The organism is Herbidospora cretacea (assembly GCF_001570605.1).
Taxonomy (GTDB): Bacteria; Actinomycetota; Actinomycetes; order Streptosporangiales; family Streptosporangiaceae; genus Herbidospora; species Herbidospora cretacea.
This window is the reverse complement of record NZ_BBXG01000014.1, coordinates 25,860-48,898: the sequence shown is the minus strand read 5'-3', so window position 1 is coordinate 48,898 and position 23,039 is coordinate 25,860. Positions and strand designations below refer to the sequence as shown.

13 protein-coding genes are annotated in these 23,039 nt (G+C 71.0%); 4 read left to right on the top strand and 9 right to left on the bottom strand.

The genetic code is table 11. From position 1 onward, the window contains the following. Window positions 1-24: 24 nt before the first annotated feature. From AW270_RS25025 to AW270_RS24995, 7 genes are all read right to left on the bottom strand, one after another. Complete coding sequence (locus AW270_RS25025) at window positions 25-579, bottom strand: hypothetical protein (protein WP_061298033.1); 555 nt, start codon at window positions 577-579, stop codon at window positions 25-27. A 91-nt stretch (window positions 580-670) separates the two neighbouring features. Beyond that, window positions 671-1,219, bottom strand: coding sequence for a hypothetical protein (locus AW270_RS25020; RefSeq protein ID WP_063819328.1), 549 nt, complete (start codon window positions 1,217-1,219; stop codon window positions 671-673). Window positions 1,220-1,919: 700 nt separating this feature from the next. Continuing rightward, complete coding sequence (locus AW270_RS25015) at window positions 1,920-8,120, bottom strand: RHS repeat-associated core domain-containing protein (RefSeq protein ID WP_157522569.1); 6,201 nt, start codon at window positions 8,118-8,120, stop codon at window positions 1,920-1,922. An 8-nt stretch (window positions 8,121-8,128) separates the two neighbouring features. Further along, window positions 8,129-10,804 carry a LamG domain-containing protein gene (locus AW270_RS25010; RefSeq protein WP_061298025.1) on the bottom strand — a complete coding sequence of 892 codons (2,676 nt, stop codon included), beginning with the start codon at window positions 10,802-10,804 and terminating at the stop codon, window positions 8,129-8,131. Between the two features lie 516 nt (window positions 10,805-11,320). Then, window positions 11,321-13,000 carry an AfsR/SARP family transcriptional regulator gene (locus AW270_RS25005; protein ID WP_157522566.1) on the bottom strand — a complete coding sequence of 560 codons (1,680 nt, stop codon included), beginning with the start codon at window positions 12,998-13,000 and terminating at the stop codon, window positions 11,321-11,323. Between the two features lie 96 nt (window positions 13,001-13,096). After that, window positions 13,097-16,786: an nSTAND1 domain-containing NTPase gene (locus tag AW270_RS25000; RefSeq protein ID WP_061298020.1), complete on the bottom strand. Its 3,690-nt coding sequence runs from the start codon at window positions 16,784-16,786 to the stop codon at window positions 13,097-13,099. A 420-nt stretch (window positions 16,787-17,206) separates the two neighbouring features. Next, entirely contained in the window at window positions 17,207-17,680 is a 474-nt protein-coding gene (locus AW270_RS24995; protein ID WP_061298018.1) for an RrF2 family transcriptional regulator, read from the bottom strand. Window positions 17,681-17,865: 185 nt separating this feature from the next. Between AW270_RS24995 and AW270_RS24990 the strand changes: the two genes are divergently transcribed. From AW270_RS24990 to AW270_RS41875, 4 genes are all read left to right on the top strand, one after another. Continuing rightward, a complete protein-coding gene (locus AW270_RS24990; protein ID WP_061298016.1) occupies window positions 17,866-18,177 on the top strand; it encodes an SDR family oxidoreductase in 312 nt (103 codons plus the stop codon). Next, the gene (locus tag AW270_RS24985; protein ID WP_061298014.1) at window positions 18,152-18,619 is read left to right on the top strand and encodes a carboxymuconolactone decarboxylase family protein; all 468 of its coding nucleotides are present in this window, start codon (window positions 18,152-18,154) and stop codon (window positions 18,617-18,619) included. Before AW270_RS24990 ends, AW270_RS24985 begins: the two co-directional genes overlap by 26 nt. Window positions 18,620-18,694: 75 nt before the next feature. Then, window positions 18,695-18,997, top strand: a complete 303-nt coding sequence (locus AW270_RS24980; RefSeq protein WP_157522560.1) for a hypothetical protein — start codon at window positions 18,695-18,697, stop codon at window positions 18,995-18,997. A gap of 288 nt (window positions 18,998-19,285) precedes the next feature. Continuing rightward, entirely contained in the window at window positions 19,286-19,417 is a 132-nt protein-coding gene (locus tag AW270_RS41875) for a hypothetical protein (RefSeq protein ID WP_275477774.1), read from the top strand. Between the two features lie 20 nt (window positions 19,418-19,437). Here AW270_RS41875 and AW270_RS24970 read toward each other — a convergent pair whose 3' ends face one another. Together AW270_RS24970 and AW270_RS24965 are read right to left on the bottom strand one after the other, a co-directional pair. Next, the gene (locus AW270_RS24970) at window positions 19,438-22,131 is read right to left on the bottom strand and encodes an AAA family ATPase (protein WP_061298008.1); all 2,694 of its coding nucleotides are present in this window, start codon (window positions 22,129-22,131) and stop codon (window positions 19,438-19,440) included. 46 nt (window positions 22,132-22,177) lie between these two features. Further along, a complete protein-coding gene (locus AW270_RS24965) occupies window positions 22,178-22,909 on the bottom strand; it encodes an SRPBCC family protein (protein ID WP_061298007.1) in 732 nt (243 codons plus the stop codon). Between the last annotated feature and the right edge of the window lie 130 nt (window positions 22,910-23,039).

Below are 23,039 nucleotides of genomic sequence, written 5' to 3'. Positions count from 1 at the left end.
GCGGCCGGCGGCAATCGGCGTCGGTCAGCCCGTGAACGTCACCAGGCCGAACTGGTACTTCGTGGTGCCGTTCTCGTCGCCCGAGTGGCTTCGCCCGGTCATGACCTCGCCGGGGCCGGCGTGCACGTTGTGGCTGCTCTCCTTGACCCCGCCGCTCCAGCGAGGCGAGGTGATGCGGACCTGGCGGCCCTGCCAGTAGAGGGCCGCGGTGCGGTAGCGGGTGAGGCCGTTCTCATCACCCTGGTGCCAGCGCCCGACCAGCACTTGGTCGAGCGGGGCGGTGAAGGTGGACCGGTTCTCTCTCACCCCGCTGGACCAGTCGCCCCCGTGCACCTGAACCTGCACACCGTCGATCAGCACGCGGCTGCACCAATAGGTGGTCGGCCTGTTCTCGTCGCCGGTGTGGGCACGCCCCGTCATCACCATGCCCTCGGGACAGCTGAATTGGTCGCCGCTCTCGTACACGGTCCGGCTGTAGACCTGCTCGACCACGATCGTGGCCGCGGACGCCGGCGGCGTCACGGCCAGCACCGCCGACCCGGCCACCACTGCGGCCGCCGCAGCAGCGATCTTCCTCATGTCTTCGCTTCCCCTTCGTTGTCTCGGGTACGGCGAGACGCGCGAGAACCCCCGGTCGAGGGTCCCCGTCGCCTCGCGTTCGGAGTGCTGATCAGCCTTCGGCGTACAGGACCGCCGTCAGGTAGCGGGTCGTGCCGTTCTCGTCCCCGGAGTGCGAGCGTCCGATCATGACGTGGTTGGCGGGGGCGTGGAAGGTGTGCTTGCTCTCCTTGAAGCCCGCCGACCAGCCCTGGGTGTAGACCGTCACCTGCTGTCCCCGCCACCACAGCGAAGCCGGCCGGTAGCGGGTCTGGCCGTTCTCGTCGCCCTGGTGCGCCCGTCCCGCGAGTACCCGGCCGGGCGGCGCGGTGTAGCTGGACTTGCTCTCCTTCTGGCTCGAGCTCCACGGTTCGAGCCCCACCATGGCCTGCTCCTCGTTGATGAAGACGAAGCTGCAGTGGTAAGTCGTCCAGGCCCCTTCGTCCCCGTAGTGCTCCCGCCCGGTGAGGACCATGTTCGTCGGGCAGGTGAACTCCGACATGAATTCAGGAACCAGTTCGGAGTAAGCGAGCTGGACCCTGATGGCCGCCGCCTGCGCCGGGACGCTCACGGTCGTGACCGTGAGCGCCGCCGCCAATGCGACGGGCAGAACTTTCCGCATCTTTCTACGGTTCCTTTCGTCCGGTGAAACGGGCGACACACGAAGTCTGGAGACGGGCAACCCCGGCATCAGCCTGACGGCGGAGCGGCCGCCCATACCCGTGGCCGAGGCCGGACGGGCGAGCGCCGCGTCGTTTTCCGCCCCTCGGATCGACAGGAAGAACTTCGTTCAGCGTGACGTCGAGGAGATGGGGTGGCCGAAACCGCTCCCGTTCCTCCGTGCGCCAGGTGTCGAGGCCGGTCGCCGAAACGAAGCTTCAGCACACCGCCGTGTTCACCTCGGCCGGGTTCCGGCCGTGGAGGACATCGCCTAACCCCACCGAGCGCCGATGGTCGTGCGGACCGACGCCGACAGGAGCTCCGGACGACATCGGCGGCCACATCAAGCAACGCGGCCTACGCGTGGCCGCCTCATCAGCCGACACGACACGGCCGGGCCGGTGACTTCGGAGGTCACTTCGGTGTTCAAGGCGATCCTCCCCCGCTACCAGTAGATCTTCGTGCGACCACAGAATCCCCAGCCGCCCTTGGGAGCCGGTTGTGGATCAATGAGAAGCCGCTGGTGCCTGGCTGAACGACCCGGCCGAACAGGCACGACTCATCTCCAGCAGCTCGACTACGGGGATGGAGCCGAGCCAGGCTGAGGAGCTGTAAGCCAGAACGGGCACCCCGGAGGATGCCCGTTCTATGTCATCGGCCGGTCATCCCGGGTACTCCTGCCAGCTCGGGACCGTGGTCAACCCCACGCCGGAGACCGTTGAGGCGTCGCGGTACTCGGCACCCGCGTAGATACCGTCTATGTAGTAGACATTCCGGAAATACGCCTCCCTTAGGACGGGGTAGAAGTAGGCGACACCGGACTTGCCCTTCACGGGAAGCGGGACTGTCGTCGTGTGGCCCATGGTGGTGGATTTCACCGTGGTCGTCGATGACGAGTTGTTCTCGGTGTACATGAGGTAGGGGGTCCCGACCATGAACCCTTGCTCCCAGCCCTTCGTCTCCGAGACCGAGTCCAGATCGCTGGTCGTATAGGCGGGCGTGATGGTCTCCAGGTCGTATGGGGGCGGCCCGTCCGGGAGGTTGAAGGGTGTGCCGCGGGATATCGGCGTGTCGGTCCTGTTCACACCTTTCCTGCCGAATTCGAAGACGGATGTCGATGTGTAGCTGTGATGGTCCTGCGGATACTTGGCCGAGCAGTAGGAGGTGTCTCCGGAGGTGAACGTCAGGCACACGTTCAGCTGGTGCTGCAGCCGCTCCTGTTCCGCCACCTTGGCCTTCCAGCGGGCGGCGTCGGCGGCGGCCGCGGACCGGCAGGCCGCATCGCACTCCTTGTAGTCCTTCCCCAGATCGGTCTTCGTGTTGTTCAGTCCCAGCTTGTCCGCGCAACGGTCCGGGGTGCCCGTGCAGCCGTTGGTGGATCCGACACTCCCTGACGAGCTCGACGAGCCGGATGAACCGCCGCAGTCGTCCTCGGCGCAGGACCGCAGGCCGGTCGGGTCGGTCATGGTGGCGGGGTTGTTGTTGCTGTAGGCGTAGCCGTGCATCTGCTGCGGGTCGTTGACATCGATGATCGGGTCGACGCTGATGAACGCGCCGATCAGCGGGTCGTACTCGCGGGCCCCGATGTGGGTCAGGCCGCTGGGGTCGTCGGTGCCGTCGACGAAGCCCTTGTCGCCCGCCCAGGAGCCGGGGGCCGTGCCGCGCAGGCCGCCGAAGGGGAGGGTGCGGCGGCGGGAGACGCTCAGGTCCGTGGACCTGATGGTGGCCTCGCCGGTGTTGTGGTGGTCCTGGACGGTCCAGGACAGGGTGCTCGGCGTGCGGACCGCGACCGTGGTGCCCAGGTGGTTGTAGTAGCGGGTGCCGGTCACCGTGGTGCCGGTTCTGCGCAGTTCCAAGCCGGCGGGCAGGTAGAGCGTCGTTCCGGCGGGGTCGCGGCGGACCAGCCGGCTGCCTTCCGTGTCGTACAGGTAGGTCGTGGTCTGACCGCCCTGCGCTGAGGTGCCGAGGTGGCCCTCCTTGTCCCAGGTCATCGTGGTCGTGACGCCGTTGGTGGTGCGGCTGGTGGTGTTACCCGCCGCGTCGTAGGCGAAGGAGTCGGAGCCGGTGGCCGCGCCGGACTTGTCGACGCGGGTGACCGTGTGCGGTTTGCTTCCCGCGGCCCCGCCCTGCGCGGGCTGGACGTAGTCGCGGCCGGTGTCCGGCGTCCCGTGCCAGGTCTCGGTGTCCCGGCTGCCGGTGGAGGTGTAGGTGTAGGAGTGCCAGTACTTCGCGGGGCCGCCCAGCCCGGCCGTGGACCGCGCGGCGGCGCAGTCTCCGGTCGACGGGCTCCACGCCTCGACGATCCGGCGGAGGTAGTCCGTCGTGTAGCACTGGTAGTCGGCGGCCTGACCCCCGTTGGGGGTGTCGGCGATCCGGGTCAGGTTGCCCACGTCGTCGTAGCGGTAGCCGAAGTCGGCCACCTCGTTCTTGAGTTCGGGCACCACCGAGACGTTCGTGGTGCGGCTGGTGGGCTCGTCGATGGTGAAGGTCTGCCAGACGCGCTTGCCCTCCACGCCGAGGACGCGCTGGATCGTCTGGCCGAGCTGGTTGTAGACGACGTCGTTGACGTACATCTGGGAGCCGCTCAGGTAGGTGGGGGCGCCGACCGCGTTGTAGCCGAGGCTGAGCGTCTCGGCGGGCAGGCCGCCGACCGCCGGTGTGGCGGTGCCGGCGATCTGGCCGTCCTGCCTGTAGGCGGCGGTGAAGGCGTAGGTCCCGGCCAGCGTGCCTTCGGCGGCGGGGATGGTGACCTTCGTGTCGGTCGGGCGGCCGCCCCTGTCGTAGGCGGTCACCTCGGTGACGTACTGGCTGGCGCCGTCGTGGCGGATGGACTTCGCGGCTTTGCCGACGCCGCCCGTGGCCGTGTCGTAGGTCCACTCGGAGCGCGGCGCGCCGGTCACCGAGCCGTCCCGCAGACTGGTCTTACGGCCCAGGACGTCGTAGGTGTACGCCAGGGTGACGCCCCGGGCGTCCTTGACGGTGACGACCTGACCGGCGGCGTCGTAGGTGGACTCGCTGACGCCCTTGTCCGGGTCGGCCGTCTTGATCCTGCGGCGGCGCTGGTCGTAGGTGTGCTGCCACTTGTTGCCGGCGGGGTCGGTCACGGTGGCCAGGTCACCGGCGTCGGTGTAGGTGTAGCCGGTGGTGTCGTAAGCGGTCGCGGAGCTGTACTGGCGCAGTTGGACGGTGCGCCCGCGGGCGTCGGTGATGGTCTGGGTCCTGGTGCCGCCGGCCGGGGGCACGACGGTGGTCCGGTCGCCGCCGTACGTGGTGACGGTCTTCCACTTGGGCGTCCCGTTGGCCACAAGGGTGGTCTCGGTGATCCGGCCGGCGCCGTCGTACCGGTTCTGGGTGACCGAGGGGATCGTCACGGTCGGGGCGACCAGCGTCGTCCCGGGGAGGCTCCCGTCGTGGTGGTACGGCGCGGAGGTCCAAGCCACCAGGCCGCGGGTGTCGCGGACGGAGTCGGCGATCAACCGGCCGCCGCCGACCGTCTGGGTCTGGGTCTGCCGCTCGCGGAGCAGGCCGTCGTAGAGGGTGATCGAGGTCAGGTACTTGTCGGTGCCGGTCGGCAGCAGCTTCCTGGTGGTGACGGCGGCGGGGGCGTTCGCGCGGAGCAGGTAGGAGAAGGTCAGGTTCGCGCCCAGGGCGCGGTCGCGGTCGGGGAGCCAGGCGGCGGTGAGGCGGCCGATGCCGTCGTGGACCAGATCGGTCCTGGCGTTGTTGGGCGCCTCTATCGTCTTCGGCTGGTTCCAGGCGATGTCCATGGTCGTGGTGGTGGCGTGCCCGGCCGGGTTGGTCGTGCGGACCGAGGTGACCGGGCCCGCCTTCGCGGGAGTGTAGGCGGTCGTGGTGGTCCGGCCGAGCGCGTCGGAGCTGGAGACCGTGCGGCCGTTGGCGTCGTAGGCGGTGGTCCCGGTCACCACCCACTGCGGGGTGGCGCCCGACCAGGAGCCGACCTCGTCCGTCTTCACCACCAGGCCCCGGACGGGCGCGGTGCCGAAGGGTTTGGCGGGGTCGTCGAAGTAGCTGCGGGTCATGGACACCACGTCGCCGGGCACCGCGGGAGTGGCCGTGCAGGCGACCCCGTAGGTGTTGACGGCGGACACCCTGTCGCGCATCCAGAGGCCGTCGTTGATCAGGTAGGTGCTCTTGGTGCACTGGTCGTCCGCCGCGGTGGCCTCGTCGCCGAGGTCGTTCACCTCGACCGGCAGGTTGTCGGCGTTGACCTTGGTCTCGGCGCGGGTCCACCGGGTGGTGCCGTTCCAGGTCAGGTGGGTGCGGCTGTACGTGGTCGCGTCGTGCGTCCGGTAGGCCTTGAGGGGCCCGCCCTGGGCGTTGACGCCGGTCTGGGTGTAGGAGGGCTCGACCAGGGACCCGCTCAGCCAGACGCCGTCCGGCCCGTCATGGGTGATCTGCTCGCGGAGATTGCCGGACAGCGCCTCGTGATCCTCGATCGCCTTGGAGTGCGGGTCGCCGGTGCCGTCCAGCGAGTCCTTCACCCAGACGTCGCGGGTGCCGGTCAGCTGCTTGTCGCCGTCCATGCCGCGGAAGTAGCGGTACTCGGTGGCCGACTGCGGGCCGCTCTCCACGCCGGTGCGCACCCGCACCCGGCCGTAGCCGCGCCACTGGCCCCAGGTGCGTTTCCTCTCCTCGATCAGCTCCGAGTCGTCGTAGTGCCAGGCGGGGGCGTCCAGGTAGTCGTAGTTGGTCTGCTCGTGGGTGAAGCCTCCGGTGTTGTCGTAGACGTCCACGCGGTCGACGACGTACTTGTGGAACCAGTCGAGGGTCGGTTCGGTGTCGTCGGGGGAGTAGTACTGCGGCATGCAGCGTCTGCCGTTGGTGTGCGGGATCGGCAGGCTCGACCGGGTGCAGTCGCCGGGGAGGTAGGTGACGGCGATCTGGGCGCCCGACTCGGTGGTGATCGAGACGATCCGGAACCGGTTGAGCGCGGTGCGCCCGTCGGCGGGACCGTCCACCCGGTTGGGGAAGGGATCGGCGCCGGGCGAGAACACGATCTCCGGGTAGGTCTCGGTGGCTCCGCCCTTGATGCCCGAACCGGTCCGGGTGATCCCTTCCAGCCACATCGGCACGCCTTCGCCCTGGCTGGATCCGGCGTTGAGGTAGGAGTGGCGGAGTGTCCAGGTCTCGACCGTGCGGTACTGCCCGGCGTCCCATACCTGGGCACGGATCGCGCTCAGCCGCTTCTGGGTCCAGAAAGTGGGCGCGAGCTGCTCGGTGCACCGCGCGCCCGACCGGCAGTACTGATCCCACGGGACGTCCGGCCAGGACGCGGGGACCGCCTTCTGGGCCGTGTCGAAGCAGGTCGCTCCGGGCAGGCACCGGTCGGCCACGTCGAAGAGGACCTGGGCGGCGGGCTGGGCCTGGTCGGTCCGGGAGCCGTACTCGATCTTGGAGAGCCAGCCGCCCCGGTCGTAGGCGGTGCGCTTGTCCGGGTCGTTCTCGCGGCCGTACGCGCCGGCCTCCCGCCCGTACGACAGGGTCATCGTGTTGCCGTGCGGGTCTGCCACCTTGTCGAGGTTCCACCGCCACGCCTGGGTGCGCCGGGAACCGGCGAAGTCACCGGAGGCGTAGCCGGGCTCGCCCGGGTGGTTGCCGTACACCTGGGTGGTCCAGGTGGACTGGGCGGCCGCGCGGCTGCCGAAGAAGTACTGGACGCCGTCGAGCGTGGTCACCTTCCAGTACTCGCCGTCCTGGTCGCCGTTGCCGACGGAGGTGTCCTTGATCAGCTCGATCCTGGAGCCGTCGTCGGAGACGCCCTTCCAGCGCCCGCCGCCGACGTCGATCAGCTCGGTGCCCCGGCCGTTCAGCGACATCGTCGCGTTGGCCTTCCACCAGCACTGGTCACCGGTCTTGTTCCCGGCGTTGTTCGGGTCCTTCCCGCCGACCGCCTCGGTGTCCTTGGCGCAGGACTGGTACGTGCGCTCGACGTACCCGGGCCACAGATCCCACCCGTCGCCGATCCACGAGCCCTGCGTGTTGGTCCCCCCGGTCCGGCCGTCCACCGCCTGCGAGGAGTACGCCAGCGCCAGCGACGGCACCGGCCCGCCCACGCCGGGCGGCATCCGCAGCGGGTAGGACCAGGCGAAGCCGCCGGTCTGCTGCGACACCTGCCAGGTGCCGGCGGGCGACAGCGAGGTGGCCGTGTAGTCGCCGTTGCCGCCGGAGGCATCGGCGGTCGCGGCCAGCAGCATCGGCTCGCCGCCGGCGGGGAGCGTGACGTCGGCGGCGAGGGAGCGAGAGGCCGACTCGTTCCTGGAGTTCACCGGTTTGGCGGCGTCCAGGCCGCAGCCCTTGGTGCCCGGCGCGATCAGCGCGCAGGGCGGCAGTTCGACCAGACGGAGCCGGGAGGCCCAGTCGCCTCCGTAGGCGGAGCCGAAGCCCGAGTAGTCGACGGAGACGGAGACGGTGTCCGAACCGGTGTCCGAACCGGTGTCCGTCGCGATGCCGTCCGCCCGCGACACGCTGAGGAGCACCCCGGAGACGCCGGCCTTCGCCGTCGTCGCACGGTCGTGCACCCGCACCCCGACCTTGTCCACCCGGGCGGCGGCCCCCCCCGGACCGACCCACACCGGCGAGACGGCTGCCCGGACCGGCTTCCGCCCGGTGGCCGCCAGGTCCACCACGGTGGCGGTGGGCGCGGGCCAGGACACGTCAGGGGCACCCGCCCTGGGCGGCTCGGCGACCTTCGGGGCGGTGCCGCCCTTCAGGTCCCTGACCGGAATGTTCACCACGTCCGTGGGGACGGGCGGACTCCACTGGGGTGCGGCGGCCAGCGACTCCGCGCCCATGAGCGGGAGCGTGACCATCAAGGCAGTGGTTATCGCCAGGATTCGTCTCATGCCTGCCCCTACGCCTGTGATCCGTCGGAGTTGATCTCGCCCTGGGTGAGGGCGCGCTGGTAGGCGGCCACGCGGTCGATCGCGCCCGGCCAGAACTGCGCCGCGGCGCCCGACTGCTTCGCCCGGCCGACCGCCCAGCCGTTGTTCGCCGACCAGCCGCCGGTGTACGACACCAGGTCGGTGCCGTCGAAGTTGTCGCCGTTCACGTAGAGGCGGAGCTTGCCGCCGGCCTGATCGTGGACCCCGGCGAGGTGCACCCAGCCGGTGCCGACGGACTCGGTCGAGCAGGCCCTGCTCTCGGCGCCCCCGTCCCCGGCCGTCATCGTGAAGCACCAGGCGGGGTCGGTGACCGCGTCAGCGTTCAGGTCAAGGTCGGTCCGGTACTGGAGGCGGAACCCCGAGCCGGTGGGGCCGTCGGCCGACACGGCGGTGACGGGGCCGGACACCGCCGTGCTCGTCAGCTTCACCCAGGCGGTCACGGTGAAGGCGGTCTTCGAGTCGAGCACCGGAGTGGTCGTGGTCCACGCGGTGCCGCCGTCCAGCGCGGCCGCGTTGGTGCCGGCCCGCCCGGCCGTGCGGGCCGCCGTCCCGGCGACGGTGAGCGGGCGGTCGGCCGGGACCGAGGCCGCCGTGCCGCCGCCGGCCTCGTCGAAGCCCCAGGCCCAGGATTTGGTGAGGGCCGGTCGCACCAGGAACTCGTAGGTGGCCGCGCTCGCGGTCGTGTTCCCCGCCGCGTCGGCGGCTTTCACGGTCAGGACGTTCGGCCCCTCCCGGTCGGGGGTCAGGGTGCCGGTCCAGGAGCCACCGGGCGCGTCGAACCAGCCCTTGTTCACGCCGTTGAGAGTGAACTCGACCTTCGAGGCGCCGGACGCGCCGGCGGTGAATGCCGCCGCCTGGCCGACCCCGCCGCTCCAGATGCCCGAGGACTTGGGCGGGTACGCGGTCGAGGACACCGTCAGATCGGTCGGCGGCGTCGTGTCCACCGTGAAGTCGAACCATGCGGAGTAGGCGCCGCAGAGGTAGGCGTCACAGCCGCGCACCCGCCACGAGTAGACGCCTTCGGGCAGGTTGGTCGGCACCTGCCAGGACGCGGCCTGGCCGGCGGCCCTGTTGGTGACCGTGGTGCCCGACGCCGCCTTCTGGACGGCGCGGGTGGCCTGGTCGTACACCTCGAACTCGACCCTGCTGAGGGTGCCCCCGTCGGGATCCTGGGGGGTGGCCTGCAGCGTCGGCTGCCCCGACCGGATCTGCGCGCCGGACGCGGCGCAGGAGAAGCCGCAGTCGCCGGCGATCTGCAGTGCGGCAGGCGCGGCCGGGGTGTGGTTGTAGGTCACGACCAGGGCCGCGCTGCCCGGCACGAAATACGACCAGCCGTATTCGTCGTCCTCGTTGTTCGACCTCAGGCCCAGCGTCAGCGAGTCGCTGTTGCTGTTCGCCAGGGCCTGGAGCTTGGCGTCCAGGACCGTGCCGGCCTCATCGAAGATCTTCTGCTGGTTGGGGCTCGGGCAGCTGGCCTCGTTGGACTTGAAGGTCTGGGTTTCGATGTGCCCCAGGTAGTCGTCGGCGGCCGTGTTCCAGGTGTAGGAGTAGAAGTTGCTGATGTGCCGCGTCTGCCACAGTTGCGTCTTGTAGCCGGCGCAGGCGGCCACATGGTTGGCCGTCACCTTGAAGATCGCGCTATGGATCTTCGCGCCGTTCATCTCGCCGATGTCGAACTGCATGAACGTCCGCCAGACGCAGCTCTCGTTCCACTTCCTCCCGACGCGCATGTCCGATCGGTACTGGGTGAAGTACGAGCCGCTCTTGTCGCAGCTCGTCACGTGCGTCCAGTAGGTCGGCGAGGGCTTGCTGAAGGTCGGGTCGATGTACAGGGGGTACTTCACGTCCTTGGCGCGGAGCATCTCCGCGACCGGGGTGACCGTGAACTCGGTGGCGCCGGCCGTCGTCTCCATCTTCTCGACGCGGTGCCGCACGGCGTTCGCGCCGGTCATGTCGGTGCCGGTCGGCGCCGCGCCGGAGTCCCACATCAGGGCGGAGCCGGACTGGAACAGCTGCTTGCCCGCGGAGTCCACCACCTCCAGCACGCCGTCGCGCTTGCGGACCGTGCCGTTCTCCGCGTCCACCCCGAACCGGAGCCGGGCCAGCGCGGGGTTGGCCGCCGCCTGGGCGTTCTTGACCACCAGCAGCTGGGAGAATCCATCCCGCTCGGCGCGTAGCTGGAGATCCACGCCCGGCAGGACCTCCGGGTAGGTGGCGGTGTCGCCGCTCAGGACCGGCTTGGGCAGCAGCCAGGGCGACTTCAGCCGGATCCGGGTGTCACGTTCGCCGAGCGTGACCAGCGGCGCGGAACCCCCTCCGGAGAACCGCACCTGCGCCGTGATCGCCCCCGGGATCACGGCGCCGTCGGCGTCGAAGCGAAGTGAGGTGTCGATCGGCCGCCAGCCGCCGGCAGTCCTGGCCCGTACGGGGATGATCGTCTGAACCGAGGTCAGCGTGCCGTCGGGGTTGGCGAAGACCTGTCCTGTCTCCGTCCGGAGCGACAGGTCCTCGATTCTGCCGCCGCAACGGGCGGCCTCCACCGCGGCCAGCGCACCGGTGACCGCCTCCGGCGCGCACGAGGGCTCCGCCCGTACGGCGGCTTCGGCGGGCGTGGCCGTCAATCCGGTCAGAAGTAAGCCGAGCACAACACCGACGCGAGTCGGCAGTCTCATGGGGGGCATCGACAACTCCGTGTTCGAGAGCGAACGTGCGCCAGAAAATGGCCGCACCGACGCAACTATCGCGAACCCTCGCTATATCTCCGTATATCCGGCGTACATGGGCGTGAATACAAAACGGATATCCATCCGATACGCCCCGCCCTATATCTTCGAGAAATCCCCACCGTCAGGGAATTGGAGCATTTTCCATGCGGAATCTCAGACCGATCAGAGCGCTCACCCTCGGACTCACCATGAGCGCCGCGCTCGTGACCACGGCGGTCGCCCCGGCCTCGGCGGCCTCCAGCAGCTGCGCGATCACCTACCTCAGCTGCCAGACCGGCACCATCCCCGCCAACGCCTCCGGGCATTTCATCGTTCTCTCGGTCGCGCCCCCGGACGCGGGAACGGTCAGCTGCACCGTCCACGACGCCTATTCCGGTATCGCGGAGGGCTCACTCAGCCGGGGTTATCGCGACCAGCCGAGAAGCATCAAAATCCCTAACCTCTACGGAAGATATTTCGCTGTCTGTGTGAACACCCGGAACAGCGGTGCCGGGGCGATCCAGAACAGCTGACCTTGGGCTGCCAAGGCCGGGCGGCGGGCGTCTTCCCCGGCCTGGCGGTCAGCCCGGGGTCCTCGCGGAGGATCGCCGAGTGCAGGTTCCGCAGGGCCGGGCTCGGGTCGAGCCCGGTCCGCTCGACCAGCAGGGCCCGCACGGCCGCGTAGGCGTCCAGCGCGTCGTGCCGCCGCCCCGCCAGGCACAACGCCTTCATCCACAACTCGACCAGCCGCTCCCGGAGCGGATGCTCACCGACCAGCTCGCCCAGCTCGGCGCTGACCTCGGAGTAGCGCCCGAGGCGGAGCTCCAGCTCCAGGCTCCGCTCTCGGCACCGCAGGCGCTCCTCGTCGAGCCGTTGCGCGGCGGCCGTCAGCAGCGGCGACCGCAGCCCGCCGAACGCCGGGCCCCGCCACAGGGCGAGCGCCTGGCGGAGCAGGTCCACCGCCTCGCTCGTCCGGCCCTGGCCGGCCAGCGAGAAGCCCTGCTCCGACCACCGCCGGAACTCCCACAGATCCAGCTCGACCCCGGCGGTGTCCAGCGTGAACCCGGCCTCACCTCGGGCGATCAGCGTCGCTCCGGTCACCGGCTCCAGATTCCGGCGCAACCTGCTCATCACGGTGCGCACCTGCGCCTGGGCCGTCGCGGGCGGATCCCCCGCCCACAACGCCCGGGTCAGCTGCGCCACCGTCACCAGGCTGCCGGGCCGCGCCAGCAGCGCCGCCAGCCCCTTGCGCTCCCGTGGCCCGCCGACGGGCACGGCCTGGCCGCCGCACCACACCTCGACCGGCCCGAGGAGACCGAATCTCACCTCACGGACCGTCGTGGCGCCCGCGTCACGAACCGGATGGCACATCCGCACCGGCGCACCCGCCCTCAGCCTGTCGTCCGCGGCGTCCTCGCGGAGGATCGACTCGTGCAGCGCCCTGAGCTCGGGCCCGGGCTCCAGGCCCAGCTCACGCACGAGGCTCCGGCGGCCCTCCCGGTAGACGCCCAGGGCGTCGGCCCGGCGGCCGGACCGGTGCAGCGCGAGCATCAGGTGGGCGCGCAGCCGCTCCCGCAGCGGGTGGCCGGCGACCAGGGCGGTGAGCTCGGTGACGAGGTCGGCGTGACGGCCCAGCCCCAGGTCGGCGGTGATGCGCTGCTCGGTGGCCCGCAGCCGGGCCTCCTCCAGGCGGAGCACGCTCGGCCGTACGAGGGGCAGGTCCGCCAAGTCGCCGTAGGCGGGGCCGCGCCACAGCGCCAGCGCCCTGCCGTACGCCTCGCTGGCCTCAGCCAGCCGTCCGCCGGCCAGATCGAGGTCCGCCTGGCGGACGAGGCCCTCGAACACCTCCACGTCCACCTCGCCCGGCCCTACGACCAGGCGGTGACCGGCGGGCTCGCTGATGATGCGGTCACGATCGCCGAGAGCGCGGCGCAGATAGTGGAGGTACAACCGCAGGTTGTCGCCCGCCGACACCGGCGGCGAATCCCACAGTGTCTCCATCAGACACCGGCCGGACACGCTCCGGCCGGAATGGGCCGCCAGCGTGGCGAGCAGCATGCGCTGCTTGGCCGAGCGAAGCGGAACCCCCTCGCCTTCGACGGTCAGGGCGAGCGGACCGAGCACTCCCAATCGCATCAGACGCACCTCTCGCTGCACACCCGGATACGAGGGAAGTCTCCGAGGTGAGCGAGTTGTCCGGCAGAGCGCTGGGGATCGGACAATCAACTCCGGTCAATCGCAGATCGCCTGGTACGGCGTGGAGCCCAGGTAGTCCGCCCACTGGGCCGGGCTGAGCCCGTGCCCGACCTCACGGCAGATCCGCGCCGCGGCCCGCTCCGGATCGAGCGCCCACCGGATGATCCGGCTGTCGTTCCCGCCGGACACCAGGTCGCCGTCGGCGGTGAACGTCAGCCCCTGCACCGGCGCCCCGTGCCCGCTCAGCACCGCCACCGGCTCCCTGGTCCGGAGATTCCTGACGATGATCGTGCGGTCGGACCCGGCCGACGCCAGCCACCGCCCGTCCCGGCTGAACGCCACCACCTCGACCGTCCCCGCATGTCCGGGCAGCGTGCCGAGGGCCGCGCCGGTCGCCGCGTCCCACAACTTCACCGTGCGGTCGGCGCCTCCGGTCGCGATCACCTTCCCGTCCGGGCTGTAGGCCACGTCCAGGACCGAGATCTGTCCGGTCTTGATCCGGTAGCGGGGCGTCTCGGTGGCCAGGTCCGGCCCGGTCAGGGGCCACCCGGTCAGGAATCCGGAGCCGCTCGTCGCCACCACCATCCGCCCGTCCGGCGCGTACGCCACCCCGGTGGCGACCAAGGGGAGGAACGGCGACTCCGCGCCCTTCCCGGCGGGGTCGATCGTGAACCGGTGCCAGCCCAGGGCGGCGGTCACCAGGCTTCCGCCGTCCGGATGATAGGCGACGTCGGTGGAGGCGCCCATCCCGTCGTAGGCCAGGGTGACGAGCTTCTTACGGGTGGTCAGGTCCCAGAGCACCACGTGGTGGTCGCGGGTCACGGCGGCGAGCCTGCGCCCGTCCTGGCTGAAGGCGATGGCCTCCACATGGTCGGGATGGCCGTCCAGCCGGTCGAGCTGGTTGCCCGCGCCGTCCCAGAGCCTGACGGTCCTGTCACTGCCCGCCGAGGCGATGAGCGCGCCGTCCGGGCTGGTCTCGACCGCGTTGACGGCGGCGCTGTGGCCGCTGAACGGCGGCAAAGCCGGCTCGCGTACCACGATCACGCCGCCGAGCCCGGCCGAGACCAGCCTCCGCCCGTCCCTGCTCAGGCTCAGGCTCAGCGTCTCGGCCCTGGTCCGGTCCTGGTAGGTCGCGAGCAGCTCGTTCTTCGCGTGGTCCCAGATCGTGATCGAGCCGTTCTCGTCGGCCAGCGCGATCCGGTCGCCCGTCGGCGCGGAGACGTCCCACGCCCACGGCGACAACTTGGGCAGCGCGTTGACCTCGACGTTCCGGTCCAGGTCCCACAGGTGCACACCGAGGCGGTCGGAGGCGGTGACCAGCAGGTGGCCGCTCCCGAACACCACCCGGTGCACGGACGTCGCCGGGATCGTCCCCCGCTTGTCCCCGGTGGCGACGTCCCAGACGATCGGCCGTTCCTCCGTGCCGGAGGTGGACACCAGCAACCTGCCGTCCTGGCTGAACGCGAGCCAGCCGACCGGGTCGCGGTGTCCGGTGAGCACCTGGTGGGTGTCGTCCCTCAGGTTCCACACCTCGATCTCGGCGTTGAGGGTGCCGAAGGCCAGCCGGACGCCGTCGGGGCTGATCGCCATGGCGTTGGTCATCCGGTCCCCGGACAATCGGAACACTTCACGGCCGGTGCTCGGCTCCCGTACCACCACCAGGCCCGTCTGCGCCGGGCCCTGCTCGCGGCCGAACGAGGCGAGCAGGCCGCCGTCGCCGCTGTAGGCGACGCGACGGGCGAGGACGGCCTTACCCGGCTGGACGTGCTCGGTGAAGGTCCGGACGGCGGCGCGCCGGGCGGGGTCCCAGAGGGTCACCACACCGTCGGCTCCGGCAGCGGCCAGCAGTGTGCCGCTCGGGTCCTGCGCCACGTCGTAGACGCCGGGGCCCCCGGCGTTCAGCTCGATCCGCCGCCGCGCGGCCGCGGCCGCGCTGATCACGCCGCCTTTGGTCTCGGCGTCCGGATTCAGCCGGTACGCGATGACGGCGAGCAGCCCGGCCAGGTCGGCATCGGTGTCCAGCAGCTCAAGGGCCTTCAGCGAGACCTGGTGCGAGACGGCGATGCGCTGCTGGCGCCCGGCCTCGCGTCCCTGCTGGAGTGCCGTCCCGCCCGCCGCCAGCGCGGCCACCAGCAGCACGGCCATCACCCCGGCCACCCTGGTCAGCAGCCGCGCCCTGCGCCGTTCCAGACCTCGGCTGGCTTGCAGGAAGTCCGATTCGAGCGGGTTCAGTTCGGCGGGGTTCTCCTCCGCCCAGGCCCCGGCCACGGCCAGCTGCGCCCCCCGGTAGAGCGCGCCGGAGTCGCGGCGCAGGTCCTGCCACCGGTGCGCGGCGTCGGTGAGCCTGCGGTGGGTGAGCAGGTTGGCCCGATCGTCGGTGAGCCAGCGGTGCAGCCGAGGCCAGGCCCGGATCAGCGCCTCGTGCGCCACCTCCGCCGACTCCTCGCCGACCACCACCAGCCGCGCGGCGGCCAGCCGGTCGAGCACGGCCTGGTCGCCCACGCCCTCCAGCTCGGCCAGGGCGACCGGGCGGCGGGTGTCTTCGGTGCCTTCCCCCAGTGCGGTCAGCCGCACGAAGATCCGCCGCACGAAGTGCTGCCGCGGCACGTCCATCTCCGCGTACACCCGCTCGGCGGTCTGCGCGATCGCCCCGCGCACCCCGCCGATCTTCTGGTACGCGGCGAGCGACAGCCGGTCGCCTGCCCGATGGCGCCACGTCTCCTGGAGGGCGTGCGAGAGCAGGGGCAGCGCGCCCGGCTCGGTGGCGGTGTCGGCCAGCACGGTGGCCAGCAGGTCGGGGTCGACGGTGAGCCCGGCTCTGGCGGCCGGGCGCAGCACGATCTCGCGCAGCTCGGCGGCGGTGGGCGGCCCGACGAGCAGTTGCGCCTCCCCGCTCAGCGCCGCGATCAGGCGTGGATCCAGGTGCCCGATGAAGTCGGCCCGCACGCCGATCACCACGGTGGTCCGCCGCCCCGGCCCGATGGCCAGGTCGAGCAGCGCGTCCACGAACTGGCGGCGCTCCTGCTCGTCAGGGCAGAGCGTGAACGTCTCCTCGAACTGGTCCACCACCAGCAGCGCCCGGGTGTCCTCCGAGGCTCCCGCCAGCGCGCCGCGCACGGCGATGTCCAGCGCGGCCGGGTCCTCCCTGAGCTGCTGGACTTCCTTTCCAGACAATTTCGCGACCTGGCCGGACAACGCGTCCAGCGGGTGCGCGGTGGGGGTGGTGAGCATGGTCCGCCACCGGGCGTCCCCGGCCAGCGCGCCCAGCAGGCCCGCCCGCAGCAACGACGACTTGCCGCTCCCGGAGCCGCCGAACACGCCGACCACCGGCAGCCGCCCGGCCAGCTCGCGCAGGCGCGCGGCCGGCTGGTCCCGGCCGAAGAACCACTCGCCGTGCTCCGGTTCGAAGGCCATCAGCCCTTGGTAGGGGCACGGCGTCTCGGGTGGCCAGTCCGGGTGGTCGTCGCTCTCGGCGGCCGCCTGCCAACGGGCCCGCCACTCGGCCTCGTCCCCGCCGAGCGCCCGCACATAGGCGAGGGTCACCTCCAGGGACGGCAGGCGGTCGCCCTTGGCGGCGTCCGCCAGCGTGCTCGCCGAGTAGTGGGCCAGCTGGGCGAGCCGCCGGTAGCTCATGCGCCCTGTCCTGTCGCGCAGCTGGCGCAGGTGCCAGGCGAGGGCCTGCACCGGCCCCGCCTCCGGGTCGAGCGGACGTTCCGGCCTGCCCATGACCGCCTCCGCTGTGATCCCGACCTCGCCGACGCGCGAGACCCAACCACACCCTGCTGTAGATCGTCCAGAGGCGGGCGCACTTCATGCGAAATCTCCAGCGAAAGCACCATGGCGAGCCCGCCGCCGGGCGTCTCGGACTGCGGTTGATCTGCCATCCGGCGAAACGAAAGTCCTGGTCACGTCAGTTCATGACCAGGACTCCAGCTGGCGAACGCCGCCCTGATGGGATGCCGCACTTCTCAATCGGCCGGCGCGAGCATGGCCGGTGTGCTGTGGTGGTACCAGGCGCGATGGACACGAACCTGGTGGTGGTCAGCCTGAAATGCCTCCTCCACGGCGGACCCCGTCCTCGTCCCCGCTGTGGCGTCGACCGGCTGGCCTCGGCCGGAGGTAACACCGACGGCCGTGGAAGGCTCGTCAGGCGCGCAGCCACTCCCGGGCCCCCGCGAGTATCTCAGGTGGCGTCGTACGGTTGACGTCGGCGATCAGGTCGGCAATGGTGACCGCGCGCAGCGACTCCCGCCAGGCGCGGTCGGCGGAATCCATCGCGCGGGCGATCGGGCAGGGGGTGTCACACCGCTCCGCCGGCACGGCCAGTGGGCCCCGCTGACGCACTTCCGTACACCGGAACGCCGGCTGGACGCCGTCGATCGCCTCGACCACGTCCAGCAGCGTGATCTCATTCGCAGCCCGAGTCAGCACATAGCCGCCGGACTGGCCCAGCGTCGAGCGCACAAGGCCTGCGCGGGACAACAGTTGTAGCTGTTTGGCCAGATAGCTCTGCGAGACGTCATGCAGCTCGGCGAGCTTGGCCGCCGTCACCGGCGCGCCCGCCCCACTGAGCGCGACGCAGCAGTGCAAGCCCCACTCGACCCCGCCTGACATCTTCATTCGCCCAGCCTACTTGACTCGGATAACTTTTGTCCGAATAGAATCTCGGACAAGAGTTATCCGAATTTGGGAGTGGGGCATGCGCATCGTCGTTGGGTCGAAAGTCGTCAAGTCGCTGCAGCGGCTCGGCCCGGAACCGGCGTGGACACGATCAGTGGCCGCGGCGTCGCCGACGCGCTGTCGACGTGACCCACAAAGTGATCTTCGAACCCGAGCCCATCCTCGACTTCTTCACCACCTCGACCCGCACCCTGCTGAACGCCGGGCGGGAAGCCGGGGTGCGACACCATGTGGTGCTGTCGATCGTCGGTGTAGACCGGCTCTCGCACCCGGGCTACCTGGACGCCAAGGCCGCGCAGGAAAGGCTCGTCGCCGAGTCGGACACCCCTTTCACCATCGTGTCTTCGACGACTGGTCAGCCGCGCACGCCTGGCTCGACAACGCGATATCCACGCCTGAAGGAGAAAAATCATGACCACCCACGTGCACGCCGGTAAGCCCCGCCTCGACCTGCGGACGGCCGCCCCGAAGGCCGCCAAGGCGCTCTACGCCGCGGACCAGGCCATTCTCACCTCGCCACTCGATCCGACCATCCGCGAGCTGGTCAAGCTGCGTACGTCGCAGATCAACCACTGCGTGCACTGCATCGACCTGCACAGCCACGATGCATTGGAGCAGGGCGAATCGGTGAACCGCATCATCCAGCTGTCCGCGTGGCGCGAATCGGCGCTGTTCACCCCGGCGGAGCGGGCGGCGCTTGAGTACACCGAGGCCGCAACGTCGCTGACCCCGCACGGCGTCAGCGACGAGGTCTGGGCCGGCGTCCGCGACCTCATGACCGACGAGGAACTCGGCGCGCTGGTCGTCCAGGTGGCTCTGATGAACGCCTTCAACCGGGTCGGTGTCCCGCTGCAGATGCCGGCGCAGCCTCGCGATTGACGATGTGTTCTGCCGGTATCCACCGACGCCTCAGCATCTCGGGGTGCGACTTGGGCCCAAGGTTATGGTGACGGCATGAGAGTGTCGACGTTCGCGGAGGTGTATTCGCCGCAGACGCATCCGTACATCGCCGAACACCGTTCGCCCGAGTGCCCGGTTCCTTCGCTGGCGGAGCTGGTGGAACAACACGGCGGCTATGCCTTCACCATGCCTCTGTCCGCCAGGGAGGCGGACATGATCGGGCGGGCGGCGGAGCAGGCCCTGCGGGGTGCAGAACAAGCCTTGGCCGACCTGCTGGCCCCGTTCTGCCGTCAGACATCCAGCATCGGAGGGCACGCAGTGAACGCGGCGGACACCGCCACCGACGGGTCGGTCTGAGGGGCGGACGGAGAAGGTGTTGGCGAGGGTCTGCTCGGATTCGGTCAGAGCGAGGACGTTTGCACTGATCCACGCGCCCGGACTGCTGGAGCGGGTGAAGGCCAGCAGGGTCCGACAGGTGACCCTAGGCCAGGATGCGCCGTTTGGCCTGAGCGTAGGCAGCCAAGGTGGCCAGGGCGTCGGCGCATTTGCGCCGCCAGGCCGGCGCGATCGCGTGCTGGTGGACGCCGCCGGCAGCTCCTCATCTACGGCTCCGCCGATCTCGACGTGCCGCTGGGGACCATCGTCATGGACCATGATGAGGCCGACCGGGCCGCCGAAATCCTGCACAGCCACCCCATCACCAACCGGCTCGCTGCCCTGGAGCACCGTTTCGCCGAGATCACCGGGGGAGGCGCCGTCTCCCGTCCAACGGGCTGAGGCGAGGTGAGCGCACGTGCCTACGTGGCCGGTCGCAGTCCCGGCACCTCCTTGAGCTGCCTGCGGGAGGTGATCCCCAGTTTCCGGAAGACGTTGCGCAAGTGGGCGTCGACGGTACGCGGGCTGATGAACAGCCGGGCGGCGGCCTCCTTCGAGGTGGCGCCCTCGGCGACCAGCCGGGCGATGTGCAGCTCCTGCATGGTGAGCTGGTCGCGGGCGTGGCCGGAGCGGTCGCGTGCGGTCTCGCCCGTGGCGCGCAGCTCGTCGGCGGCGCGGCGGGCGAACGCCTCCAGCCCCGCGGTGGACAGCAGTTCGTGCGCCGTGCGCAGGTGCGGCCGGCAGTCCTGCCTGCGGCCGGCGCGGCGTAACCATTCGCCGTACAGCAGGTGCGCCCGGGCCCGGTACGGCAGCAGCGGGCTGTTCGCGAGAAGCTCGATCGCCTCCCGGTAGTCGTCCTCCAGCCCGGTGACCAGACCCCGTGCGTAGGCTGCGATCCCCCGGCCGGTCGGGGTTCCGCTGGCCTGTGTGCGTTCGGTCAGCAACGCGAGGGCGGTGACGGCTGTCTCGCGTTCACCGCATCGGACGGCTCCCTCCACCAGTTCCGGCAGGGAGAACCCGCCGAGGAAGAGGTCCCCGCCGGCGGTCGCCAACCGGGCGGCGGCGAGCGCCTTCGGGTAGTCGGCGAGCCCGTTGTGCAGGACGGCGCTCGCCCAGTGCACGTTGGCGACCAGGTGGCCCGAGGTGGACGCCAGTGCGGCGGCGTCGGCGAAGAGGGGGGCCGCCTCCGCGCGGCGTCCGCGCATCGCGGCCAGTTGCAACCGGTGGTAGACGGTCGGCGGCCCGCCGGTCGCGTCGGCGATGGCCTCCTCCTCGGCGATGGCGCCCATCGCCCGGTCGAGGTCGCCAGCCAGCACCGAGGCGGCGGCGGTCTGGCCGAGGCCGAGCCGCAGCACGAGCGGTGTCCCCGACTCCCGGCCGTTCCTCACCAGCCATTCCACCAGCCGCGCGTGCACGTCCGGGTCCCACAACTCACCGGCGAGCATGACCGCGAGCGCGGGCTGGCGGGTCCACAGCGGACCCGCGGCGCCGTCGAGCACCTCCCGGAGCAGCGGCACGGCCGCCTGGTGCCCGTCCGACCGCAGCGTGGTCAGCGCGTCGAGCACGTCGGGGGACTTCGGGTCACGAGAGGGGAAGGACTCCACCTCGGCCAGGACCATCTCCAGCACCCCGGTCGCGCGGCCGACCAGCAGGCTCATCTCCAGCGCCGCCAGGCAGCACGCACGGGCGCGGACGGGGTCCAGCGGCGCGAGCCGTCGCGCGGCCCGCAGCATGTGCGCCGGTCCGGTGCCGTCGTCCACCCGGGCGAAGGCCATCCGGCCGCGTAACAGGTCGGCCTCCGCCTGCTGGAACTCGTCGAGGCCCGCGCGCTCGGACGTCCTGATCAGGTCGACGGCCCGGTCGGCGGCGCCCGCCTCGACGTGCGCGCGCGCCGCCGCGAGGGTCCGCGTGATCCGCCGGGCGGGGTCGAGAGTCAGTTCGGCGGCGCGGTCGAGGAACGCGGCCGCCGCGACGATGCCGCCCCGCCCCTGCGCGCGGGACGCCGACCGCGCCAGTTCGGCGGCGACGTCGTCGTCCGGCGCGGCGGCGGCCTGGGCGCGGTGCCAGGCGCGCCGGTCGGGGTCGGCCACCTCGTCGGTGACCTCGGCGAGGACCCGGTGCGCGAGCAGCCGCTCGGAGGGCTCCGCTCCCGTGTACGCCGCGATCCGCGCGAGCGGATGGTGGAAGCGCACCCGGGTGCCGAAGTGGATCAGACCCGTGGTGGCGGCGGCCGACGCCGCGGCGGCGGAGATGCCGGCCAGATCCGCGGCGGGCCACAACAACCCGGGGTCGCCGGTCGGGTCGGCACCCGCGATCGTGAGCAGCAGCCGCGCCTGCGCCGGCAGGGCGGCCAGCGCGGTGTGGTACCCGTGCTCGATGCGGGACGGCACCGACGCGCTCCCCGGCAGGGCGAACCCGCCGGCCCTCGGCAGGGCGAGCAGCGCCAGAGGGTTGCCGCGCGCCTCGGCGACGAGCCGGTCACGAACCTGCTCGTCGAGCGTCTCGTGGCTCTGCGCCGCGAGCAGGGCCCGCGCGTCGGTGTCGCCGAGCCCCTCGACGGTCAGCCCCGGCAGGACGTCGAGCCCGCTCGCCGGGCCCGGCGCCCGGACCGCGAGCACCACGGCCACCGGTTCGACGGAGACACGCCGGGCCAGGAACGCCAGGGCCTCCGTCGAGGCCGCGTCCAGCCATTGCGCGTCGTCGACGACGCACAACACCGGGCGTTCCCTGGCCGCCGCCGTCAGCAGTCCCAGCACCGCCAGCCCGATCCGGAACACATCCGGTGTTCCGGTCGCCATTCCGAACGCGACCCTGACCGCCTGGCCGTGCTGCGCGGGCAGTTCGGGAAGGTGCCGCAACACGGGCTGGCACAACTGGTGCAGCGCGGCGAACGGCAGCTCCGCCTCGAACTCGACCCCCGACGCGCGTACGACGTGGAACCCGGTCGCCGCCTCTTCCACGTGCCGCAGCAGGGCGCTCTTGCCGATGCCCGCCTCACCGCGCAGGACCAGCGCGCCGCCGTTTCCCCTTTTCGCCGCGCCGGTCAGATCGTCGAGGCGCCGCGTCTCGTGACGCCTGCCGAACAACCGACCGTGAGGGGGAACCCGTGTCCGCACAGTGGGTACCCTAACGAGGCGATTCCACTGCGGATGATTCTCGCTGTCAGTTCCCGGCCGTCGAACCCTCGACCTTGGCCTTGAGGTCCTGGAGCCACAGGTCCAGCCCACCGCCGAGCATGGCGGCGACGGCGTCGAAGTCGGGCCCCTTCAGCGAGTCCAGGAAGGCGGCCTCCCAGGACTCCTCCGTGTGCACGTGGGTGACGCCGTCCTTCTCGGTGAACTTCCACAGGTGGACGCCCTTCTCGATGGAGATCGCCTTACCGATCGCCGGGCCCTGCCAGATCACGCACTCGCCCTCCTCCAGCCCCTTGACGCTCGACGTGATCGACAGGGTGTCCGCCGGAGAGAACTTCGACTCGGGGACCGGCGTCGTCCACCGGAACCTCGACGTGTCGGACAGAGGGCCCGGGTCGAGGCGCTCGATGGTCGCGATCGCCTTCTGCCAGCCCGCCCAGCCCTCCACGTCGACGTGGGTCTCCCAGACCTTCCGCAGGGGCGCGTTGATCACGATTTCCGAGGAGCTCGTGACGGGTGCCTCAAGGTCGATGCCCATCCCGTCGCACGTCTCGCCCTTGCCCGGTGCGGCCTTGACCGAAGACCCGGCCGAGGACTCAGCCGAGGAGCCCGCCGGCGACTCGGCGGCGGGTGCGGCGGCACTCGACCTGGCACGCGACGCGTCGTCGCCGGGTCCGCAGCCGGTGACGACGGCCGCGAATCCCACGGCCACCGCGGCGATCCTCGCGACGGGCCAACGTGCCGAGTTGGAGAGCTGCATGTCCATCCTTGTTCTCGGTATGTCACCGCTCACCGGCCGGCGAGCGGAGTCGATCGGCGTCCGGAATCGCACGTCGTGGACGTGAAAGTCGTGCAGGAAGGCGATGTCGTCGAGGCCGGTGCGGTGCGAC